Origin of the sequence: Mycobacterium sp. (assembly GCF_049647605.1) — a bacterium.
Lineage (GTDB): Bacteria > Actinomycetota > Actinomycetes > Mycobacteriales > Mycobacteriaceae > Mycobacterium.
This window is the reverse complement of record NZ_JBARXZ010000126.1, coordinates 16,530-38,344: the sequence shown is the minus strand read 5'-3', so window position 1 is coordinate 38,344 and position 21,815 is coordinate 16,530. Positions and strand designations below refer to the sequence as shown.

The 21,815-nt window shown below is 67.1% G+C and carries 15 protein-coding genes; 2 read left to right on the top strand and 13 right to left on the bottom strand.

Translation table 11 applies throughout. The features are described from left to right. The 12 genes from pks13 to glf all read right to left on the bottom strand — a co-directional run. Positions 1–4,221: polyketide synthase Pks13 (gene pks13, locus WBB07_RS17095; protein ID WP_526309583.1), on the bottom strand; the 4,221-nt coding region annotated here is incomplete at its 3' end. Between the two features lie 32 nt (positions 4,222–4,253). After that, the gene (gene fadD32 / locus WBB07_RS17090) at positions 4,254–6,143 is read right to left on the bottom strand and encodes a long-chain-fatty-acid--AMP ligase FadD32 (protein WP_526309582.1); all 1,890 of its coding nucleotides are present in this window, start codon (positions 6,141–6,143) and stop codon (positions 4,254–4,256) included. Between the two features lie 174 nt (positions 6,144–6,317). After that, positions 6,318–7,343, bottom strand: coding sequence for a carboxylesterase Culp6 (culp6, locus tag WBB07_RS17085; protein ID WP_526309581.1), 1,026 nt, complete (start codon positions 7,341–7,343; stop codon positions 6,318–6,320). A 21-nt stretch (positions 7,344–7,364) separates the two neighbouring features. Further along, positions 7,365–7,835: a DUF732 domain-containing protein gene (locus tag WBB07_RS17080; RefSeq protein ID WP_526309580.1), complete on the bottom strand. Its 471-nt coding sequence runs from the start codon at positions 7,833–7,835 to the stop codon at positions 7,365–7,367. A gap of 61 nt (positions 7,836–7,896) precedes the next feature. Beyond that, positions 7,897–8,760 (bottom strand): alpha/beta hydrolase, encoded by an 864-nt coding sequence (locus tag WBB07_RS17075; protein WP_526309588.1) that lies wholly within the window; start codon positions 8,758–8,760, stop codon positions 7,897–7,899. 116 nt (positions 8,761–8,876) lie between these two features. Further along, entirely contained in the window at positions 8,877–9,935 is a 1,059-nt protein-coding gene (locus WBB07_RS17070) for an alpha/beta hydrolase (RefSeq protein ID WP_526309579.1), read from the bottom strand. Positions 9,936–10,076: 141 nt separating this feature from the next. Continuing rightward, positions 10,077–11,006, bottom strand: a complete 930-nt coding sequence (locus tag WBB07_RS17065) for an alpha/beta hydrolase (RefSeq protein ID WP_526309587.1) — start codon at positions 11,004–11,006, stop codon at positions 10,077–10,079. Positions 11,007–11,305: 299 nt separating this feature from the next. After that, positions 11,306–13,282, bottom strand: coding sequence for a terminal beta-(1->2)-arabinofuranosyltransferase (aftB, locus tag WBB07_RS17060; protein WP_526309586.1), 1,977 nt, complete (start codon positions 13,280–13,282; stop codon positions 11,306–11,308). A 10-nt stretch (positions 13,283–13,292) separates the two neighbouring features. Then, entirely contained in the window at positions 13,293–14,210 is a 918-nt protein-coding gene (locus WBB07_RS17055) for a decaprenyl-phosphate phosphoribosyltransferase (protein ID WP_526309578.1), read from the bottom strand. Further along, positions 14,207–14,728, bottom strand: a complete 522-nt coding sequence (locus WBB07_RS17050; protein WP_526309577.1) for a phosphatase PAP2 family protein — start codon at positions 14,726–14,728, stop codon at positions 14,207–14,209. Before WBB07_RS17050 ends, WBB07_RS17055 begins: the two co-directional genes overlap by 4 nt. Next, positions 14,721–16,694 (bottom strand): glycosyltransferase family 2 protein, encoded by a 1,974-nt coding sequence (locus WBB07_RS17045; RefSeq protein ID WP_526309576.1) that lies wholly within the window; start codon positions 16,692–16,694, stop codon positions 14,721–14,723. Before WBB07_RS17045 ends, WBB07_RS17050 begins: the two co-directional genes overlap by 8 nt. Then, a complete protein-coding gene (glf, locus tag WBB07_RS17040) occupies positions 16,694–17,884 on the bottom strand; it encodes a UDP-galactopyranose mutase (protein ID WP_526309575.1) in 1,191 nt (396 codons plus the stop codon). The genes WBB07_RS17045 and glf overlap by 1 nt, the downstream gene beginning before the upstream one ends. A gap of 265 nt (positions 17,885–18,149) precedes the next feature. Between glf and WBB07_RS17035 the strand changes: the two genes are divergently transcribed. After that, positions 18,150–19,076, top strand: coding sequence for a PPE family protein (locus tag WBB07_RS17035; RefSeq protein WP_526309574.1), 927 nt, complete (start codon positions 18,150–18,152; stop codon positions 19,074–19,076). A gap of 164 nt (positions 19,077–19,240) precedes the next feature. After that, on the top strand, positions 19,241–20,869 hold the full coding sequence (locus tag WBB07_RS17030) for an N-acetylmuramoyl-L-alanine amidase (protein ID WP_526309573.1): 1,629 nt from the start codon (positions 19,241–19,243) through the stop codon (positions 20,867–20,869). A 19-nt stretch (positions 20,870–20,888) separates the two neighbouring features. On the opposite strand, the gene WBB07_RS17025 is transcribed toward WBB07_RS17030, so the two are convergent. Further along, complete coding sequence (locus tag WBB07_RS17025) at positions 20,889–21,689, bottom strand: Cof-type HAD-IIB family hydrolase (RefSeq protein ID WP_526309572.1); 801 nt, start codon at positions 21,687–21,689, stop codon at positions 20,889–20,891. Between the last annotated feature and the right edge of the window lie 126 nt (positions 21,690–21,815).

Here is a 21,815-nt window from a genome sequence, read left to right as displayed (position 1 = left end):
GCTCGGGTCGGTGGGCGGCGGTGGCACCGGATCGGTGGACCGGGACGCACCAGTCGGGTCGGTGGGCGGCGGGGGCACCGGATCGGTGGGCGCGGCCGGCAGCTCCGGGGTGGTGTCCGCCGTCTCGACCGCCTTCTGATTGAGCTCGGCAGCCACGTCCGGACCGACGGAGGCAAGCCGCTGCTCGATCTCGGCGGCCGTCGACGCGCCGCCCAACAACTCGGCCTGGGCGGCGGCGATCTCCTCTTCGGAGGCGGTGCTCTGGAACTCGTGCAGCTGCGCCACCTCGTCGCGATGCTCGATCGCGTAGGCGATCAGTTTCTCGACGTTGTACAGGTTGGCGTCACGCACCGCGGTCAGCTGGATCGGCGGCAGGTCGAAGTCGTACTCGACCCGGTTCTTGATCCGCACCGCCATCAAGGAGTCCAGACCCAGCTCGATCAGCGGGACCTCCCACGGCAGATCTTCCGGCTCGTAGCCCATGGCGCCACCCACGATGGCGCCGAGACGATCGGCAATGGTCTCGCTGGAATCCGGCGACCACTTGGCAAAACCCGCACCGAGATTGGCGCCGGCGGCCAGGCTGTCGGTGAGGATGTCCGCGTCGTCCTCGACCACGGCGGGTTCGGCGATCTCGGTGGACGTGGCGAGCACCCCGGCGGCCGCCGCGACCGGCAGTGCACCGCCCTGGCCGCCGCGGGCCACGATGGCGTCGTACACCAGGGTGAAGGACTCATCGATGCGCGCATGCACCTGCACCGACGCGCCTCCGGGATGCCGGGTCAGCGTGGTCACCAGTCGCGCACCGTCACCTGGGATGGCCCGCTGCTCGGCAGCCGTCATCACGGCATCCGGAAGTACCTGCACCGCAGCGGCTTTCACCAAGGAGGCCAGATCCAGCGCACCGCGCGGGGCGAACTCCCAGACATGCTTGCCGTCCGGCAGCGACACATGCGATCCCGGCAACACGCCGGAGTTGTCGCCGGAGAAGCGCACATCGAGCCAGTGCGGCTTACGCCGGAACCTGGTCGGCGGGACAGCCGCATAATCAGCCGGCGACGACCCCCGGGAGAACAGCGTCCGGATGTCGAGATCGTGGCCGTGCACAAACAGGTTCGCCATGGCCGTGGTCATCGAATCGACCTCGTCCTGCTTGCGGGCCAGCGTCGCGACCAGCTGCGCGTCGTGCAAACCGGCGCTCGCCGTGGTCAGCCCGACCTGCATGAGCGCCACCGGGTTCGGTGCCAGCTCCAGGAAGGTGGTGTGGCCGTTGTCCACGGCGTTACGGATGCCCTGGGTGAAGTAGACGCTGTGCCGCAGCCCCTTCTTCCAGTACTCGACATCGTGGATGGGTTCCGCACCGGACCGGATCAGCTGACCCTCGTGCACGGTGGAGAAGTACGCCGTCTGCAGCGGCCGGGCCTCGATACCCTGCAACTCCGCGGCCAACTCGCCGAGCAGCGGATCCATCTGCTGAGTGTGGCTGGCGCCCTTGGTCTGGAACTTGCGGGCGAAACGCCCTTCGGACTCCGCGCGGGCGATGATCGCGTCGACCTGCTCCGGCGGGCCACCGATCACCGTCTGGGTCGGTGCGGCGTAGACACACACCTCCAGGTCCGGGAAATCGGAGAAGACCGTGTTGATCTCGTCGACGGAGTACTCCACCAACGCCATCAGCCTGATGTACTCGCCGAACAGCATCGCCTCGCCCTCACCCATGAGGTGTGAACGTGAGCAGATGGTGCGGGTGGCGTCGACCAGCGACAGGCCGCCGGAGAAGTAGGCCGCGGCCGCCTCACCGAGCGACTGCCCCACCACCGCAGCGGGTTTCGCGCCGTGATGCTTCAGCAGCTCACCGAGTGCGACCTGGATCGCAAAGATGACCACCTGCGTGGTCTCGATACCGTAATCCTGCGAGTCGTCGAGGATCAGCTCCACAACCGAGTAACCCAGCTCGTCCTGGACCAACGCGTCCACCGTGTTGATCCATTCGGCGAACACGTCATTGCGCAGGTACAGGCTCTTGCCCATCTTGCGGTGCTGCGCACCGAAACCGGCGAGCACCCACACCGGGCCGCTGGTCACCGGGCCGTCGGTGGACAGCACCAGCGGGCTCTGTTTTCCGTCGGCCACCGCACGCAGGCCCTTGATCGCCTCATCGTGGTCGTGGGCCAGGATCACCGCACGCGAGCGGCCGTGGTTGCGCCGCGACAGCGCCCGGCCGATCGACTCCAGCGAGGCGGCACGCCCCTGCTCACTGTCGATCCAGTCCGCCAACTCGGCCGCGGCAGCTTTCTTACGTGACGACAGGAAAGCCGAAATCGCCAGTGGCACAATAGGTGTCGCGGGCTCTTCAGCCGATGCGGCCGCCAGCTCTTCACGGGCCACCGCAAGCAACCGCAGTGCCTCATCGGTCAGGCCGGGGAGTTCGTGCTCATCGTCGGTGCCGTAGGACTCGTTGCCGTAGAAGTCCATGGTGCCGTCGGGATCGTCATCGGATCGCGGGGCCACGAACTCGCCGTACTCGTCCATCCGAACCCCACCGACATACACCGCATCGGCGTCAGCGGCACCGGTCTGCGGGGTGGCGGTGTCCGACTCGGCCTCGGGTTCAACCAGATCACTGGGCAGCACCTCGCGCACCACCACGTGGGCGTTGGCGCCACCGAAGCCGAAGCCGGAGACCCCGGCAATGGCATGCCCGCTGTAGCGCGGCCAGTCCGAAACCACGTCGTTGACCTTGAGGTGTTCGCGCTCGAAGTCGATGTACGGGTTGGGTCCGGCGTAGTTGATCGACGGCGGGATCTTGTTGTTCTTCAGCGCCAGCGTGACCTTCGCCAGGCTGGCCGCACCGGCTGCCGACTCCAGGTGCCCCACATTGGATTTCACCGCACCCAGCAGCGCCGGCGCATCGGCGGCGCGGCCCCGGCCGACAACGCGGCCCAGGGCGTCGGCCTCGATCGGGTCACCGAGGATGGTGCCGGTGCCGTGCGCCTCGATGTAGTCGACCGAGCGCGGGTTGACGCCGGCGTTCTTGTACGCCTTGCGCAGCACCTCGGCCTGGGCGTCCGGGTTGGGCGCCAGCATGCCGTTGGAACGCCCGTCGTGGTTGACCGCGCTACCGGCGATCACGGCCAGGATCTCGTCACCGTCGCGGCGGGCGTCGGCGACCCGCTTGAGCACCAGCATGCCGGCACCCTCGGCGCGGGAGTACCCGTCGGCGTCGGCGCTGAACGACTTGATCCGACCGTCGGGTGCCAGCACCCCACCGACCTCGTCGAAACCGATGGTGACCAGCGGGGTGATCATCGCGTTCACGCCGCCGGCGATCACCACGTCGGCTTCACCGGAGCGCAGCGCCTGCACACCTTCGTGCACCGCGACCAGCGAAGACGAGCACGCGGTGTCGATGGCCATCGACGGCCCGCGGAAGTCGTAGAAGTAGGACACCCGGTTGGCGATGATCGAGCTGGTGGTGCCGGTGATGGCGTACGGGTGCGCCACCGAGGGATCCGAGACGCTCAGGAAGCTGTAGTCGTTGTTCGAGGCACCGACAAACACCCCGACATCGCCGCCACGCAATGACGACGCCGGAATCCGCGCGTGCTCCAGTGCTTCCCAGGTGAGCTCGAGTGCCATCCGCTGCTGCGGGTCGATGTTGTCGGCTTCCATCTTCGACAGCGCAAAGAACTCGGCGTCGAAGCCCTTGATGTCGGAGAGATAGCCGCCGCGGGTGCGGGCCTTGGCGACACGCTCGGCGATGCGCGGCTCGCTGAGGAACTCCTCCCACCGGCCCTCGGGCAGATCGGTGATGGCGTCGCGGCCTTCCAGCAGCGCCTGCCAAGTCGCATCAGGGGTGTTCATGTCCCCGGGGAATCGGGTGGCCAGGCCGACGATCGCGATGTCGGCGAGCCCCTCGGCCCTGGTCCAGTCCTCACCGTCTAGATCCCCGGCCTCGTCCTCGGGTTCACCCTCGACGATCACCTGGGCCAGCGCCTCGATAGTGGGGTGCCGGAACGCCGTGGTGGCGCTGACGGCGACGCCGGTGAGGTCCTCGATATCGGAGGCCATGGCGACGGCGTCCCGCGACGACAGGCCGAGCTCGACCATCGGCGCCGACTCGTTGATCGCGTCCGGGGATTGCCCGGTGGCATCCGCCACCCAGTTGCGCAGCCAGGCGCGCATCTCCGGGACGCTCTTGTCGGGAGTGTTTTCAGACATGTCGCGAGGCCTCACTCAGCTCGAGCAGTGGTTCAGTCCGTTTCGTCGGGGAAGGCGTTGGCGACCTTCCCGCTGCGCAGGCTGCCGTCCAGGTATGCCGCACGGCATGCCCGGCGGCCGATCTTGCCGCTCGAGGTCCGGGGGATCGCCCCCGCCGGAGTCAGCAGGACGTCGCGCACCGTCACACCGTGGCGAACCGCGATCGCGGCCCGGATGTCGTCGTGGATGGGGCCGATGTCGAGCTTGTGGGCACCCGGCGCACGTTCGGCGACGATGACCAATTGTTCGGAGGAGTCATCGGCATCCCGCTTGAGCCCGGCGTGGGCGTTGTCGAACACGTCGTCGGGCAGCTGGTTGGCCGGCACCGAGAACGCCGCGACATACCCGGTGCGCAGCGCTCGGCTGGATTCCTGTGCCGAGTACTCCAGGTCCTGCGGGTAGTGGTTGCGGCCGTCGACGATCACCAGATCCTTGACTCGGCCGGTGATGTAGAGGTCACCGTCGTAGAAGGCGCCGTAGTCGCCGGTACGCACCCAGGTGCCGTCCTCGTCGGCCCCTTCGGCGTGCGACGGGTTGTGCCGGGACTTCAGCAGGTTGTGGAAGGTCTCGGCGGTTTCCTGCTCTTTGCCCCAATAGCCGATACCCATGTTCTGGCCGTGGATCCAGATCTCACCGATCTGGCCGTCGGGCAGTTCGGTGGCCGTGTCCGCATCGACGATCACCGCCCATTCGGCGACGCCGACCTTGCCGGCCGAAGCCTGTGCGACGGCCTTCGGCGAGTCCTCGGCGACCTCGACGAACCGGTGGTTGTTCAGCTCGTCACGATCCACGGTGACGATCTTGGGGGCCTCGCCTGCCGGTGTGGTCGAGACGAACAACGTCGCCTCGGCCAGGCCGTAGGACGGCTTGATGGCCTCCGGCGGGAAGCCGAACGGCCCGAAGGCGTCGTTGAACCGGCGCACGGTGGCGGCGGAGATGGGCTCGCTGCCGTTGAGGACGGCCTTGCAGTTCGACAGGTCGATCTCCGGGTCGCCCTCCCTGGGCACACCGCGGGCCGCCGCATGATCGAAGGCGAAGTTGGGTGCAACCGAGATGACGCCACCGGTGTCGCTGTCCTTGCGGGCCATCTCGTTGATCCAGCGCTGCGGGCGGCGCACAAACGCCGCCGGTGTCATGAACGTGAAGTAGTGCCCGATCATCGGCGAGATCATGGCGGTTATCAGGCCCATGTCGTGGAAAAAGGGCAGCCAGGAGACACCGCGGTCACCTTCTTCACCCTCGAGCGCCTCGATCACCTGCACGACGTTGGTGGCCAGGTTCAGGTGGGTGATCTCCACACCGGTCGGGATGCGGGTGGAACCGGAGGTGTACTGCAGGTAGGCGATGGTCTCGATGCCGATGTCGACCTGTTCCCAGGTGGCCGCGACCTCGTCGGGCACCGCGTCGACGGCGATGACGCGGGGGCGGTCCTTGGCCGGGCGGCTGCGGAAGAACTTGCGCACCCCCTCGGCGGCCTCGGTGGTGGTCAGGATCGCCGACGGGTGGCAGTTGTCCAGCACGGCGTGCAGCCGGCCGACGTGGCCGGGCTCCGAGGGATCGAACAGCGGTACCGCGATCCGGCCCGAGTACAGGGTGCCAAAAAACGCGACGAGGTAGTTCAGGTTCTGCGGGCACAGGATCGCCACTCGGTCGCCGGGCTGGGTGACCTGCTGCAGCCGCGCGCCGAGGGCCCGGTTCCGGACGCTGAACTCGGCCCAGTTCAGCTCACGGGCAACGCCGTCACGTTCGGTGGAGTAGTCGAGGAAGCGGTACGCCAGCCGGTCACCGCGGATCTTGGCCCAACGTTCGATATGGCGGACGACGCTGCCGTTGTCGGGGAAGGTGATGCGCCCGTTCTTGATGAATGGGTTGTGGAACGGCATACCTATCTCCTTTTAGAACCTCTGTGCTGGATCAGCGACGGCCGCGCTCGGCCGATCGACATTGATCCCAAACCTCACAGATCGTACAGACCGGCTGACCCGACCCGGGTAAGCGGCTCTTATTTTCTTCTTAATGTTACGGGTCTGTGAGGTACGGGCCAAATTCTTGCCGGACTAGCCGTGTTTGGGCTGCGGCGCGTTCTCGATCAGGCCGCGCGCCCAGTTCTGGGTCCACAGCGTCGCCGGCTGCCCGTCGAGCTGCCAGAACTGCGGGGTGGCGTACATCGCGTGCACCGGCTGACCGGCGCCGCCGGCCAGCACGTCGAGCGTCCTCGGCAGCGTGGTGATGTTGAACGCCTGATCCGGTGCGGCGCAGATCAGGTCACCGGACGCGCAGATCTGATTGGTGCGGTTGTTCAACAGCCCGAACCCTCCGGGCCGCGGGCCGGTCATGGTCAACCCGAGTGTGGAGAGCGTCGGCACCTCGGCCAAGGTGATCTCGGCGCCCTGCCCCGGCGGGTTGGGGCCGACGTCCTGGCCCACCCCGGCCTGGCGCCGGCCGTCGGCGATCAACGTCACACCGAGCACCAGATCCTCGTCCACCGGTCCACGGCCGTTGCCGATATCGCTGGCGATGTCCCCGGCGATCACCGCACCCTGTGAGAATCCAGCCAGCACGTAGCTGGTCAGCGGGCAGCGTTCGTTCATATCGGTCATGGCCTTGATCGCTGCCCGGGTGCCCTCGGCGCGGCTGTCGTTGTAGGACATCTGCCCGTCCGCCGACAGCGGATTGTGGAACTGCGCGGTGTACGGGACCGTGAACACCTGGACCCGTTCGGTGGGGAACGACCCCGCGATCGGGCCCGAGACGCCGAGCATCAACGACCGCGGGAACTGGGTGGGGTTCAGCGGGTCATCGGTGGGTGAGGACTCCCAGGTGCCCGGGATGGAGATCATCTGCACGTCGGGGCAGCTGGCGTCCTGGAACTCCGGGCGCGGCTTCTGACCCGGAACCGTGCTTGTCGGCGGCACGGCGCTGGGTGGGACCGCGGTCTGCGAGGACTCCGGCTGGCGGACGACGATCACCACGATCACCGCCACCAGGGCCACCACCACCGCCACCGCGCCCGCGGCGACAACAGCGAGAATGCGGTGACGACGCTGCTGTTGGCGTCGAGAACTAGCGGACTTCTTGGCCATGTGTGTGGTGAGGTTCTTCCGTTAGCAGAGGCGGTCGGTTGCGATCTGGATATACAGCCCGGTGGTCTCATCCACCTGCTTGGCCATCGCAGTCACTGCGGTATTGGGGTTCATGTCGTGGATCTCGCCGCGCACCAGGGGGAACACGAAGTCCCACACACCCTGGGGACTCTGGCCGGCTGCCCGGGCCTGGCAGACGTACTGGCCGATCGACAGCGCCATCAGGTCGCTGGACCGCCGTACCCCCGACGATTTGAGCTCATCGAGGTACTCGACCTGCTCGGGCGTCATCGACAGCCGGCTCGGCGGACTCGGCAGCACCCCGTCGGAGCCGCTCATCGCTTCCGCTGTATCAGCGCCGTGAGGCGAGGCGACGCTTGTCATCAGGTCCTCACCGGAGCCGCAGCCGCTCAGCAACATCGCCAGCACTGCCGCAACCAGAACCGCCGACACAACCGTCAGGGGGAACGTATCCCGTCGTGACGATCGCATGGCCGGATGCATCCTTCCACGGTACCGGCTGACCATCACGGCAACGGAAAGCCGAGCGCCCTCAGGCGATGGCGGCGACGAGGTCCTCGGACATCGCCCCCAGCTGCGGCGCCCACGAACTCCAGGCGTGCTCGCCGCTGGTCGGGAAGTCGAACTGCCCGTTGGCGCCGCCGATGCTGCGGTAGTGCGCGTAGAAAGACCGGTTGCTGCCCTGGGCCTGATCGCAGTAGCCGATCATGGCCGCAGGGTCCGCGCAGGTCAGCGTCTGCGGGCTGTACACCCAGACCCGAGTGTTGTTGTCCACCAGCAGCTGCGCGTGCACATCGGGGTCGTGCCACTTCCACCGGCCGAACTGGGCCGGACCCCACATCAGGTTGGTGTCCACGCCACCGAACCGCATCATCCCGTCGTGCAGGGCTCCGTTGAGGAAAGTGTTGGACGGGTTGAGGAAGCCGGACATCGACCCGGCATAGCGGAACCTGTTCGGATAGAACTCGGCGAGGGTCAGCGCCGCGGTCCCGCCCTGCGCCGCCCCGACTATCGCGTGCCCACCGGGAGCCAGGCCTTTGTTGGCGGCCAGCCAATCAGGCAATTCGGTGGCCAGGAACGTCTCCCACTGCTTGCCGCCGTCCTGCTCCCAGTTGGTGTACAGGCTGAAGGCGCCCCCGGCCGGCGCCACCACCGAAACACCCTTGCCGGCAAAAGTGTTCATGGCGTTGCCCGCGGTCACCCAATTGCTCACCTCGGGCCCGGCGTTGAACGCGTCCAGCAGGATCACCGCGTGCGGCCCACCGGCCTGGAAGGCGACCGGTATCGACCGGCCCATCGCCGCCGACGGCACCTGCAGGTACTCCACGGTGTCGGCGTTGGCCACCACACTGCCGGCCCCCCAGGCCGTCGCGGTCAGCACCAGTACCCCAAGCATTCGTGTGAAGACGGACAGCAACCTGTTCACCACGCTCGTAGTGAACCACATCACCCAGGGCGGTGAAACGACAACGGCGGCGACCCGTAGGGATCGCCGCCGTTGGGAGCGCTTGGCTAGCCGCCCGCGCCTGCCGGCTCAGCCGGCGCCGCGAACGTCTCCGGGTCGTTCGGCACCGCACCCAGCACACGCTGGATATCGGGCTTCATCTGCTGCAACTGCTGTCCCCAGTAGTTCCAGCTGTGCGTCCCGCCATCCGGGAAGTTGAAGACACCGTTGGTGCCACCGGCGGCGATGTACTCATCCTTGAAGGTCTTGTTGGTGCGCAAGGTGAAGCCTTCGAGGAACTTGGCGTTGAACAGGTTGCCCTGGCTGGTACCGGCATCCAGATCGGTGGGGGTGCCGTCACCACAGAAGATCCAGATGCGGGTGTTGTTGGCAACCAGCTTGTTGATGTTGACCATCGGGTCATTGCGCTTCCACGCATTGCCCTCATCGCCGGTCTTGCCCCACATCTCGTCGGCATTGAAGCCGCCGGCATCACCCATCGAGATGTTGACCAGCATCGGCCACCAACCCTCGGACAGGTTCAGGAAGCCCGACAGCGACGCGGCGTACTGGAACTGCTGCGGGTGGTAGATCGCCAGCGTCAGCGCGGCCGAACCGGCCATCGACAGACCGACGGCGGCGGTCCGGCTGGAGTCCACACCCTTCTGCGCCGCCAGGTAGGCGGGCAGCTCCTGGGTCAGGAACGTCTCCCACTTGTAGGTCTGGCAGACACCGGTCTTGTCACTGCAGGCCGGGGAGTACCAGTCGCTGTAGAAGCTGGACTGGCCGCCCACTGGCATGACAACCGACAGACCCGAGCCGTAGTACCACTCGAACGCTGCGGTGTTGATGTCCCAGCCGTTGAAATCGTCCTGCGCACGCAGGCCGTCGAGCAGGTACACCGAAGGCGAGTTCGGGCCACCGCTCTGGAACTGGACCTTGATGTCGCGACCCATTCCGGCCGACGGAACCATCAGATACTCAACCGGCAGACCCGGGCGAGAGAATGCTCCCGCCGTCGCCGATCCACCGGCGACACTGACCAGCCCGGGCAAGACGGCCACCGCGGCGAACGCCGCCGCCAGCCGCCGGCCCCAGGTGCCACGCACCTTATCGACCAACTTCATCAAAAAATCCATCCCATCATTGTTCTGCCGCACTTGGTGTATAGACTGCGCGACCCGGCGGCATTGCCCGGCCAGTCAACCACACCTTGTGTGATCGTTCCTTTTTCACGTCGTCTCCGTAACGTCATCCGGCGGCCCGCATCAGCTACCGAGGGTGGCCAGCAAGTCAGGTTTCATCGCCTGCAGCGCCGCACCCCAGTAACCCCACGCGTGGTTGCCCGCGGGAGGGAACTCGAACGTCGCGTTGTGGCCACCCGCCTGCAGGTAGCGCTCCTCGAACCGCCGGTTACTGCTGATGGCCAGGGCTTCCAGGCTGCTCGCGTTGAGCGCCTGCCCCGGATCGGCGGTGACGTCGAGCGGCGTTTGCCCGCCGGGTGCGCAGTAGATCCACAACCGGGTGCCGTTGGCCACCAGCAGCGGTACCTGCACCACCGGGTCGTTTCGTTTCCACGCCGGGTCCCACGGCGGCCCCCACATGTTGTCGACGTTGTAACCGCCGGCATCAAGCATCGCGACCCGGATCGCCTGCTGCATGAACGGCGAGGACGGGTTCAAGAACCCCGACAGCGATGCTGCGTAAACGAACTGGTTCGGGTGATAGGCCGCCAAGATCAACGCGGCGCCGCCGGACATCGACAGGCCCACGACGGCGTTGCCGGTCTGCGAAACACCTTTGTTGGCAGCCAGGTAGGCCGGAAGCTCCTGAGTGAGGAACGTCTCCCACTTGTAGGTGTACGGCTGGTTGTTGAAGTTCGACGGCGAGTACCAGTCGGAGTAGAAACTCGACTGGCCGCCCACCGGCATCACGGTGGCCACCCCGGTGTCGTGAAACCACTCGAATGCTGCGGTGTTGATGTCCCAACCGCTGTAGTCGTCCTGCGCCCGCAGGCCGTCGAGCAGGTAGACGGCCTTGCTGCCGGAGGCGGTGTCCGAACCCGGCTGGAACTGCACCCGCACATTGCGGCCCATGGCCGCCGAGTACACGTCGAGGTATTCCACCGGCAGACCGGCGCGAGAGAAAGCCGCTGCGCTCGGTGCGGTCACGAGGGACACGGCAGAAGCGGGCAGCATCAGGGCCGCGGTGACGGTCGCGACCAGCCGCGCCAGGAACCCGGCCCTGTTGCGGGCGCGCGCAGCCACCGACGTCCTCACGCGTTCACACCATCCGTTCGTTCTTCAAGGTCGCAGGCGCCGATGTCCGGGCGCCGTGTCCGTGGCACAGCTCGCGGGTAGTGACCACACATGACTGGGTATCGCTGTAACAACACGTCAGCGTTACCGCTGGGAACCCGTATCGGCCAACAACAAGCGAACTGTTTCGCTCGTCACCGCCACGTACCGAGGCGGCCGTACTCGACGTCAGCCAACAGCTAAGGTCCCGATGCCGGTAACCCAGTGTACGGGGTCACACCCAAATCGGGTTCATCCAGTCCGCAGCGGAGCAGCTCGTACTCGGGCACCCGGTTGATCCGGTAGCCGGTGAATTGGTACGCATGCAACACATTCGACAGGAACCGGCGGGGCCCCAGCGGCCCGCGTCGCGACCCCAGCACCGCTTCGGTGGCCGGGCACTGCAGCGCCGCCTCGGCCTGCTTGATCCAGGCCTCGTCGATATAGGAGGGGATCCAGTCCTCATCCTTGAGGAACGGCCCCTCGGCGATCGCCCAGTCCGGGAACAGGTTTTTGTCGTGGCCGATCCGGCCATCCGCGAGCCGCTCGGTGTGCGCCGCCAACGGATTTGCCAGACCGATCTGATCGATGACCCGCACATCCAGTCCGACATTCATCGCCGTCATGCCCATATTGGTGAAAAAGACTGTGTGCGGGCCAATATAGTTGGCACGCTGCGCCGGCGTCAGGTCCGCCGGCGGAGGCACAGCGGGCACAACATCCCACTGGTCGTAGTTGCCGGCTGGAAGCAGCAGCGCGCCGTCGGGAGTGTTGTTGATGGCGACCAGCATCGCGCGCATCCGCGGGTAGTCGAGGTAGTCGGCCGCGGTCAACGGGTGCGCATGCCCGGTGGCCTGGGCGTAGAAGCGACGTTCGTCGACGATCCCGGAATAGGTGACCTTGGTGGCGTCCGTACCCATACCCGGGGAGTTGGCAGCCCAGACCGTCCAGCCGATCACGGCGGTCCACAACATGGTGGTGGCACCGGCCACCACAAAGCCGGCTTCTCGATAGGACCGCGACACCCCAGCCGACTTCTGGGGTAGGACCACCGGGATCACCGCGATGGGCGCAAGCATGCAGAACACGGGCGTCAGCAACACCCGGCCATGCATGAAGTCGCCGCCCTGGCGCACCCAGTAGATCGCCTGGAAAAGCCCGCTGGCCAGGAAGAAAATCACCACCGCCGGGGTGCTCTGCACCATCCGGGCAAGCCACCCGTAGCTACCTGGAGCTCGCTGCGGCAAGTGCGACGCCCCAGCGCGGGAGACCGTCAGGAGCACACCGAGGGCCACCAGCAGCACCACCGGGATCCACAGCAGGTACGGCGCATTGAAGTTGGTCAGGTAGATCCAGCCCTGGGACCACTTGGCTCCCGAGGCATCCTTGGCGACCGCCGTACCGGGCACGATCAGCGCGTAATAGCCCATGCGGAAGATCTCGTACCCGACCGGCAGCAATCCGCCGGCCACCACGATGATCGCCCGGGTGCGCCAGCTGCGCGCCGCGATCACCATCATCACCAAGACCAGCCCGCCGATGAGCGCCAGTTCCGGGCGCACCAGAACCGACAGTCCGCCGAGCACGGCCAGCGCGACGGTGAACCAGGTTCCGGCGGCGTCACCAGCGGTGCGACCGGCCACCGCAGCGGCGCGCGGAGCCTGCGCCCAGACCACCAGCATCCACCACAGCAATCCGAGATAGCTGAGCACCAAACCGTTTTCGAGCCCGGAGGTGGCAAAATCCCGGGCCGGCGGGATGGCGATGTAGACCAGCACACCAGCCGGCAGCAGCAGCGCCCGCCGGCCCCGCAGGCCGGGTCCGTACAGCCGCGCGGTGCCCAGCATCACCAGCACCACCCCGAGCACGCTCAACCCGAGAGCCAGTGCCAGCGCGACGTATTCGAGTCGCACGGGTCCGGCGATCACCGCACCGAGATAGTTCAGATACGTCCACAACGTGGAGGTGTTGGCCTCGACGCGCTCCCCCGCGTTGAACACCGGACCGTTGCCGGCCAACAGGTTGCGCACGGTCCGCAAGACGATCAGCCCGTCATCGGCGATCCAGCGGCGCTGCCAGGCTCCCCACCCGAACAGACCTGCCGCGGTGATGACGCTCAGCCACAGACTGATTCGCACCAGCCATCCCTGTCGCGGTGCCGGGGTGGGCGCCGCCATCGGGTTGGCCTCAGCTGAGGATGGCCGCGGCACCGACCGTTCCGATCCAGGCCACCGCCAAGAACTGCAGTACGCGGTCCCGCAACGCGATCTCCTCCGGCTCGCCGGCCAGGCCGCCATCGATGTCGACGGCGTACCGCAGGATCGCGATGGTGAACGGGATCATCGACACCGCAAACCAGGATCCGCTACCGCCGCCGTCACGTTCGAAAGCCCACAGCCCGTAACAGAGCACCACGGCGGTGGCCGACAGCGTCCACACGAACCGCAGATAGCTGCCGGTGTAGCTTTCCAGCGACTTGCGGATCTTGGCGCCGGTCCGTTCGGCGAGCTGCAGTTCGGCGTAGCGCTTGCCGGCGGCCATGAACAGCGAACCGAATGCCATCACCAGCAGGAACCACTGTGAAAGTGGGATGCCGGCGGCCACCCCACCGGCGACAGCCCGGATCAGGAAGCCCGACGAGACGATGCAGATGTCAAGGACCGCTTGATGTTTGAGGCCAAAGCAGTACGCCAGCTGGATCGCGATGTAGATCGCCATCACCACGGCCAGATTCGGCGTGGTCAGCCACGAGATCACCAGCGAGCTGACCCCTAGAACAACCGCTAGACCGTAGGCCAGCCCTTCGGGCACCACTCCGGCGGCGATGGGGCGGAAACGTTTGGTCGGGTGCGCCCGGTCCGCCTCGACATCGCGCGCATCGTTGATCAGGTACACGCAGGAAGCGGCCAGACAGAACACCACAAACGCGATGCCGACCTTGGTCAGCACCTCGGCGTAGTCGTAGCGGACCTCGCCGCCGAGGGCGGCCAGCGGAGCCGCCAGGACCAGCAGGTTCTTCACCCACTGGCGGGGACGCAACGCCTTGACGATGCCCGTCGCGAGGTTCTTGGGGGGACCCGCGACAGCTGCAGCTTCCTCACTCATGAACGCAGACCCTTCTCGGAAACCCGGGACACAGCTTCGGCGACCAGCGCGCCGACGACCGCACCGGTGGCGACGTCGCTGGGATAGTGCACGCCGAGCACCATGCGTGACAACGCCATCGGCGGGACCAGCAGTGCCGGCATCGGGAGCCCGGTGACCCGGCCGAGCAGTACGGCGGCCGCGGTCGTCGAAGTGGCGTGTGCCGACGGGAAACTGAGCTTGCTGGGGGTGCCGACGTTGATGGCGACGTCCGGGTGGTGCGGCCGCGGCCGGCGGACGATCCGTTTGATCACCACAGCGGCGGCGTGGGCCAGGAATGCGCCGGCTCCGACCGTCAGCCATTGCCGGCGACGGCCCGGTTGGGCCAGCGCGCCGACCGCGGACACGGCAAGCCATCCCAGACTGTGTTCACCGAAGTGGGACATCGCCCGGGCGACGGCCAGCACCCCGGGTTTCTCGGTCAGCGCGGTTTGCACGGCAACCAGCACGGCATCCTCGCCGCGCGGGGCGTCAGCCATTGTCCGATTCCTTGCTGAGCACCCGGCCGCCGTCGTGGCCGCCCTGCGGAACCAGCACGGTCTCCCACTTATGCGTGCTGGTCAGGGTCGGCAGCGCCGCCCGGTAGACCTTGCGCATGCGGTTGAACTTGCGGGCCAGTTGCACTTGGCGTTTCACCGATTCCCGCAGCAGCTCGAACATCTTCTCGCGGTCACGCTGCCGGTAGACCACACCACGACCGTCTGCGGTGGTGACGGTGACGCCGTCGACCCGCGACAGCGAGAACCACCGGGCGTCCTGGGTCGCCACATTGATCTGCGGGCGGCGATGATGCTCGGGGTCATGGGCGCTGAGCTGATGGATGATGGCGCCGGCCAGCCGCCAGGCGATCGCCACCGGGCCGACGGGAATGCTCACCTTCTTGCGCCACCGCTTGTCCGACGGGGTGGGCAACGTCGTCGCGCTGGGCAGCACCACCGCGTCGGGGAACTGGGCGCGCATCTTGCGCACCTCGGGCAACGCCGACTCCAGGATCGAGAAGATGTGCTCGGGTCCGGCCAGGAAGTCGTCCATCGCCTTGTTCTGGATGGCGACCGTCGAATACTCAAGGCACATGAGGTGTTTGATCGTCGCCTTGAAGTGGCTCAGAACCAGGCCCCGGACGTTGCCGTCCCAGTGCATGGCCGCGACCACCAGCCGGTTACGCAGGTGGAAGTACGCCTGCCAGTCGATGGCGTCGTCCTTGTCGCTCCACGCCATGTGCCAGATCGCCGCGCCGGGCAGGGTGACGGTCGGATAGCCGTGCTCGCCGGCGCGCAGGCCGTAGTCGGCGTCGTCCCACTTGATGAACAGCGGCAGCGGTTGACCCAGCTCCTCGGCCACCTGGCGGGGGATCATGCACATCCACCAGCCGTTGTAGTCGACGTCGACGCGCCGGTGCAGCAGCTTGCTGCGTTCCTCTTCTTCGTCGTTGAGCGGGTACTTGGCGAAGTTGTGGTCGTACTCGGTGTTGACGGCGTTGGTCCACATGAAGTTGTGGGCCGCCACCATCTCGCCCATCACGTGCAGGTGGCTGGGCTCCTGCAGGTTGAGCATCTGGCCGCCGACCAGGGTGGGGGTCTTGGCAAAACGGTTGAGCGCCAGTGCCCGAAGGATCGAGTCGGGTTCGATCCGGATGTCGTCGTCCATGAACAGGATCTGCTCACAGTCGGTGTTCTTCAGCGCCTCGTACATCACCCGGCTGTAGCCGCCGGAACCGCCGAGGTTGGGCTGGTTGTACAGCGAGAGCCGGTCGCCCAGCGCAGCGGCAGCCGCCGCGAACTCGGGATGGTCCTTGGCCTTGTCGGTGCCCTGGTCCGAGACGATGACAGCGCTGATCACCTTGTCCACCAAGGGATCCGAAGTCAGCGCCGCCAGTGCGTTGACGCAGTCCGACGGCCGGTTGAAGGTCGGGATGCCGACCGCGACGTCGGCCCGGCCCGGAGCTTGCACCGGTGCGTACCAGCCGGCGCTGTGCAGGGTGGAGGCCTCGGTGGTCGTGATGTCGAACCAGATCCAGCCGCCGTCCTCGAACGGGGTGAGCTCGACCTCGAACTCCACCACTGCCGGATCTTCGCCGCCGTTACTGGAGATCGGCGCGCCGCCCACGGTGATCCGCGCGCCGGTGGCCTTGGACCGGTAGACGTCGACGCGGGCGCTGCCGGTCAGTTCCACCCGCAGCACCACCGACTCCAGCGTCGACCACCGGCGCCAGTAGCTGGCGGGTAGTGCGTTGAAGTAGGTCGCGAACGACACCTCGGACTCGGCGCCGATCTCCAAGGTGGTCCGGGTCGGAGCATGCGCTCGCCGGGCGTTGGTGTCCGATTCCTCGATGTAGAGCTTGCGGACGTCGAGGGGTTCGCCGGGCCGCGGCAGGATGATGCGGGCAAGCAGACTGATCGCCCGCGACTCACCGGCAGCCAACGCGCCGGAGGGAATGTCACTCATCAGTTTTCCGTGCCTGTCTCCGACAGCGGCGCACCGTCGACCAGATGCGGCGCCAGGGTGTTGTCATACATGTTGAGCGCACTGGCGATCGCCATGTGCATGTCGAGGTATTGGTAGGTGCCGAGCCGGCCGCCGAAGAGCACCTTGGCCCGCGCCGTCTCCGCCTTGGCCCGGTCACGGTAGGCCGCCAGGAGGGCCCGGTCGGATTCGGTGTTGATCGGGTAGTACGGCTCGTCGGAGTCCTCGGCGAATCGGGAGTACTCCCGCATGATCACCGTCTTGTCATCCGGGTACGCGCGTTCCGGATGAAAGTGCCGGAACTCGTGGATGCGGGTGTAGGGCACGTCGGCGTCGTTGTAGTTCATCACGGGCGTGCCCTGGAAGTCCGGCGTCTCGAGCACTTCGAGCTCGAAGTCGAGGGTGCGCCATCCGAGGCGGCCCTCGGCGTAGTCGAAATAGCGGTCCAGCGGCCCGGTGTAGACGACCGGAGCCGACGGGGACGCTGCCCGTAGTTCGTCCGCGACGTCGAACCAGTCGGTGTCCAACCGGACCTCGATGCGGTCATCGGCGGCCATGTTCTCCAGCCAGGCGGTGTACCCGTCGACCGGCAGACCCTCGTAGGTGTCGTTGAAGTAGCGGTTGTCGAAGGTGTAGCGGACCGGCAGCCGGGCGATGTTGGCCGCCGGCAGCTCCTTGGGGTCGGTCTGCCACTGCTTGGCGGTGTAGTCCTTCACAAACGCCTCGTAGAGCGGCCGCCCGATCAACGAGATGGCCTTCTCTTCGAGGTTCTGCGCCTCGGCCGTGGCGATCTCGGACGCCTGCTCCTTGATCAGCGCCCGGGCTTCGTCGGGGGTGAAGTAGCGCCCGAAGAACTGCGACACCAGACCCAGGCCCATCGGGAACTGGTAGGCCTGCCCGTCGTGCATCGCGAAGACGCGGTGCTGGTAGCCGGTGAACTCGGTGAACTGCCGCACGTACTCCCACACCCGCTTGTTGGAGGTGTGGAACAGGTGGGCACCGTACTTGTGGATTTCGATGCCGGTCTGCGGTTCAGCTTCGGAGTAGGCGTTGCCGCCGATATGAGGTCGCCGATCCACGACGAGAACCCGCTTGTTCAGCTGGGTCGCGACGCGCTCGGCGATTGTCAGGCCGAAGAATCCGGACCCGACAACAAACAGGTCGTAGGTCATCGGCAGCTAGGGTATCCGACCTTGCTGCCGGGAACGCTCTGGCCGCGCGGCCGGGGCCCGTCGTTATCCGCCCTGACACCACTTTGTGGCCCGGCGACGGGCCTCACCTGGCGTCCCGGCGATTACCTGTGGGCAACGGTACGACCCCCCAAGGTCGCGATTGGTTCACGATTCGGTCTCGCCACTCTGACCTCACTAGTCACGGCCGTAACATCGAACGCGTTGCTTACCCAGCACATGTAGTCCACATATTGAGGAGACTTCCGTGCCGAATCGACGTCGACGCAGGCTGTCGACAGCCATGAGCGCAGTCGCCGCCCTGGCAGTCGCGAGTCCATTTGCAGTTGTTGCCATCACCGAGCTTTCTACGAATGCGCCCCAGCAGCAGGAATTCAAGCAGGCCGCCTTTGTCACCGATCTGCCCAACGAACTGATCTCGGCGCTGTCGCAGGGCCTGTCGCAGTTCGGCATCACCATGCCGCCGCTGCCCACCGGCCTGAGCCCGGCCGGCGCCATGCCGGCCACCGGCCTGACGAGTCCCGCGCTGGGCATGACCGGTCTGGGCGCTCCGGGCCTGACCACACCTGGCCTCACGGTGCCGGGCCTGAGCACGCCTGGTCTCAGCACACCGGGTCTGACCACCCCGGGTCTCACCACACCCAGCCTGACCACGCCCGGTCTCACCACACCCGGCCTGACCACGCCCGGTCTCACCACACCTGCGCTTCCGGCACTGCCCGGCGCGTCACTGACCGATGCCAGCCTGACCAACCCGGCGTTGACCACCCCCGGTCTCACCACACCCGGTCTCACCACACCGGGCCTGACCACACCGGGTCTCGGCGTTCCCGACGCGGGCCTGACGATTCCCGGCGCCATGCCGGCGTCCTCACCCGGCCTGGGGCTCGGCGTGCCCGGCGAGATCCCGATCGGTGCTCCGATCGGCCTCGACCCGATGGCCGGCACGTACCCGATCCTCGGCGACCCGTCGCTGGGACTCGGCATGCCGACGGCTCCCACCGGTGGCGGTGGCCTGATCAGCGATCTGTCCAGCGCCGCGCAGCAGCTCGGGGCCGGCCAGGCGATCGACCTGCTGAAGGGCATCGTGATGCCGGGCATCATGGGCGCCATCAAGTCGGCTGCCCCGGCCGCCGCGGCCGCCCCGCTGCCGCTTCCGCCGCCGCCCGCCTGATCGGCCACCTCAAAGCCTGTAACCAAACGGCACCGCAGGGGTGGGCTCACCCCGGACACCCTCCGAGCCCACACAACCCTGCGGTGTCGTTGCGTGTTGACAATTTCCCCAGAAGTACCGTGTCGAAACTCTGGTAACAGCTGACACATACGTAACATCGGGCCGTGCCGAGTCGTCGTCCCGCACCACTCCTACTGCTCACCGCGATAGCGGCGTCAGTGGTGCTCATCCCGTGGGCCATCGACGGCGTACCGCCCGGCGCCGACGTCCCCCGCGCCGCAGACACCAAACTCGTCGAGGAGCCGCTGCCCGGTATCGGCGGCGGTGAAACCATCCGCGAAATCGCCCAGCAGGCCCCGTTCTCGATGGTCGCGCTCACCGGTGACGACCTCACCGGCACCGAGGTCAAGGTCCGCGCCAAACACGGCGACGGCAACTGGGGCCCCTGGTACGAGGCCGAATCCCTGGAACCGAACGTGACCGGCGGCTCCGGCTCCGGCCCGCAGGGCACCGACCCGGTCTTTGTCGGTCTCACCAACGCCGTCCAGATCTCGGTGACCCGCCCAGCCGGCGCACCGGTCACCACCGCACCGCCCCAGCAGCCCGACGGCGACCTCGAGAACGAGCTGGGCTACCGCCCCGCCAGCACCGAACGCTCCTTCGCTCAGAACATGTCGGCCATTCTGATCACCCCTCCGCAGGCACCCGCCGACGTCAACTTCATGCCACCGACCGGGGTCTTGGCGCCGGGCCAGCCGCCCAGCATCATCAGCCGGGCCCAGTGGGGTGCCGACGAATCGCTCAAGTGCGGCGACCCTCGCTACGACCGGGGCGTACGCGCCGCCGTCGTCCACCACACCGCGGGCAGCAACGATTACGCCCCCGAGGACTCAGCCGCCATCGTCCGGGCGGCATACGCGTATCACACCCGCACGCTGGGCTGGTGTGACATCGCCTACAACGCCCTGGTGGACAAGTACGGCCAGGTCTTCGAAGGACGCGCCGGCGGCATGGACCGACCGGTGGAGGGCTCCCACACCGGCGGGTTCAACACCGACACCTGGGGAGTGGCCATGATCGGCGACTTCCAGGTGACCCCACCCACCGACATCCAGCTCCGCACCACCGGCCGGCTCCTCGGCTGGCGGCTCGGCCTGGATCACGTCGACCCCAAGGGCTTCGTCGACCTCACTTCCGCCGGCGGCTCCTACACGCATTTCCCGCGGGGAATGCGGCCCACGCTGCCGGCGATCTTCACCCACCGCGATGTCGGCAACACCGAATGCCCCGGAGACGCGGCCTACGCGGCGATGGACCAGATCCGCGAGATCGCGGCCCGCTTCAACGAGCCGGCGGGCCCCATCACCCTCGAGGATCGGTTACGCGGCGGCGCCATCCACACCAAGTGGGAGCGGATGGGCGGTGCGACCGGCGTCCTGGGCGCTCCGCTCGGGCCGGAGGCCACCGCGACGGGCAACTCCCGGTACGTGACATTCACCGGCGGAGCCATCTACTGGTCCCCCGACAGCGACGCCCAACCGGTCGGCGGCGCGATCTACGACGCGTGGGCCGCCCTGGGCTACGAGCGCGGCCTGCTCGGCCTGCCCACCAGCGGCGAGATCCACGAACCCCAATGGATCAAGCAGAACTACCAGCACGGCACCCTCAACTTCGACCGCGAGACCGGTCTGGTGACCCGGGTGGTCGACGGTGTCGCCCAGGAACTCCCCCCGCTGGGACCGGACGGTCCGCCGGTTCAGCTCGAACGCTTCACCCCGATCCACCTGGACTGACCCCAGCCCACCAGCGTCGTCAGCCCCACCAGCGTTCGAGTACCTGTGCCAAACCGTCCTCGGAATTAGGCGCCGTCACCTCATCGGCGGCGGCCACCGCCTCGGGATGCGCATTGCCCATCGCCACACCGCGGCCGGACCAGCGCAGCATCGGAATGTCGTTGGGCATGTCACCGAAGGACACGATGCCCGCGGCATCGATGCCCAGCGGTGCGGCCACTTCCTCCACGCCCGTCGCCTTGCTGATGCCCAACGGGACGATCTCGATCAGGCCGTTGTTGGTGCTGTAGGTGAGATCACCCTCGAGGCCGATGTGCTTGACCAGTTCGGCCGCCATATCAGCGCTGGTGGCACCGGCTTTGCGGATCAACAGTTTCACCGCGGGCGCCGACAACAGGTCCTCCATCGACACCTCGGTGTTGTCCGGATTCAGCCACGCATGTTCGTACCCGGGCGAGCTGACGAACTGCGGGGTGGCGGCGTCGTGGGCGCTGCGGCCCACCCGCTCGACCGCCAGCCCGGCACCCGGAATGACCCGCATCGCGATCTCGGCCAGTGCGCCCAGCAGATCCGTGGACAACTCCCGCGCCGACAGGATCTTGTCGGTGGCCGGGTCGTAGAGCACCGCGCCGTTGGCGCACACCGACAGCGGCGCGAAGCCCAGCGCATCCACCACCGGCGCGATCCAACGCGGTGGCCGACCCGTGGCCAGGACAAACGTTGCCCCGTCGTCGACCGCGGCCAGCACCGCGTCCCGGGTGCGGGGGGTGACGTTCTCGTTTTCATCGAGCAGGGTGCCGTCGACGTCCGTGGCGATCATCGCGGGTTTCCGGTCGCCACTGATCACTGCGACACCGCCCCTCCGCGAGCCCGTTGCGCTCGGTCGAACAACTGCATCTGGTCGAGCAAAGTGCCTCCTCCGACATCGGGGTCAGCGCAGGTCACC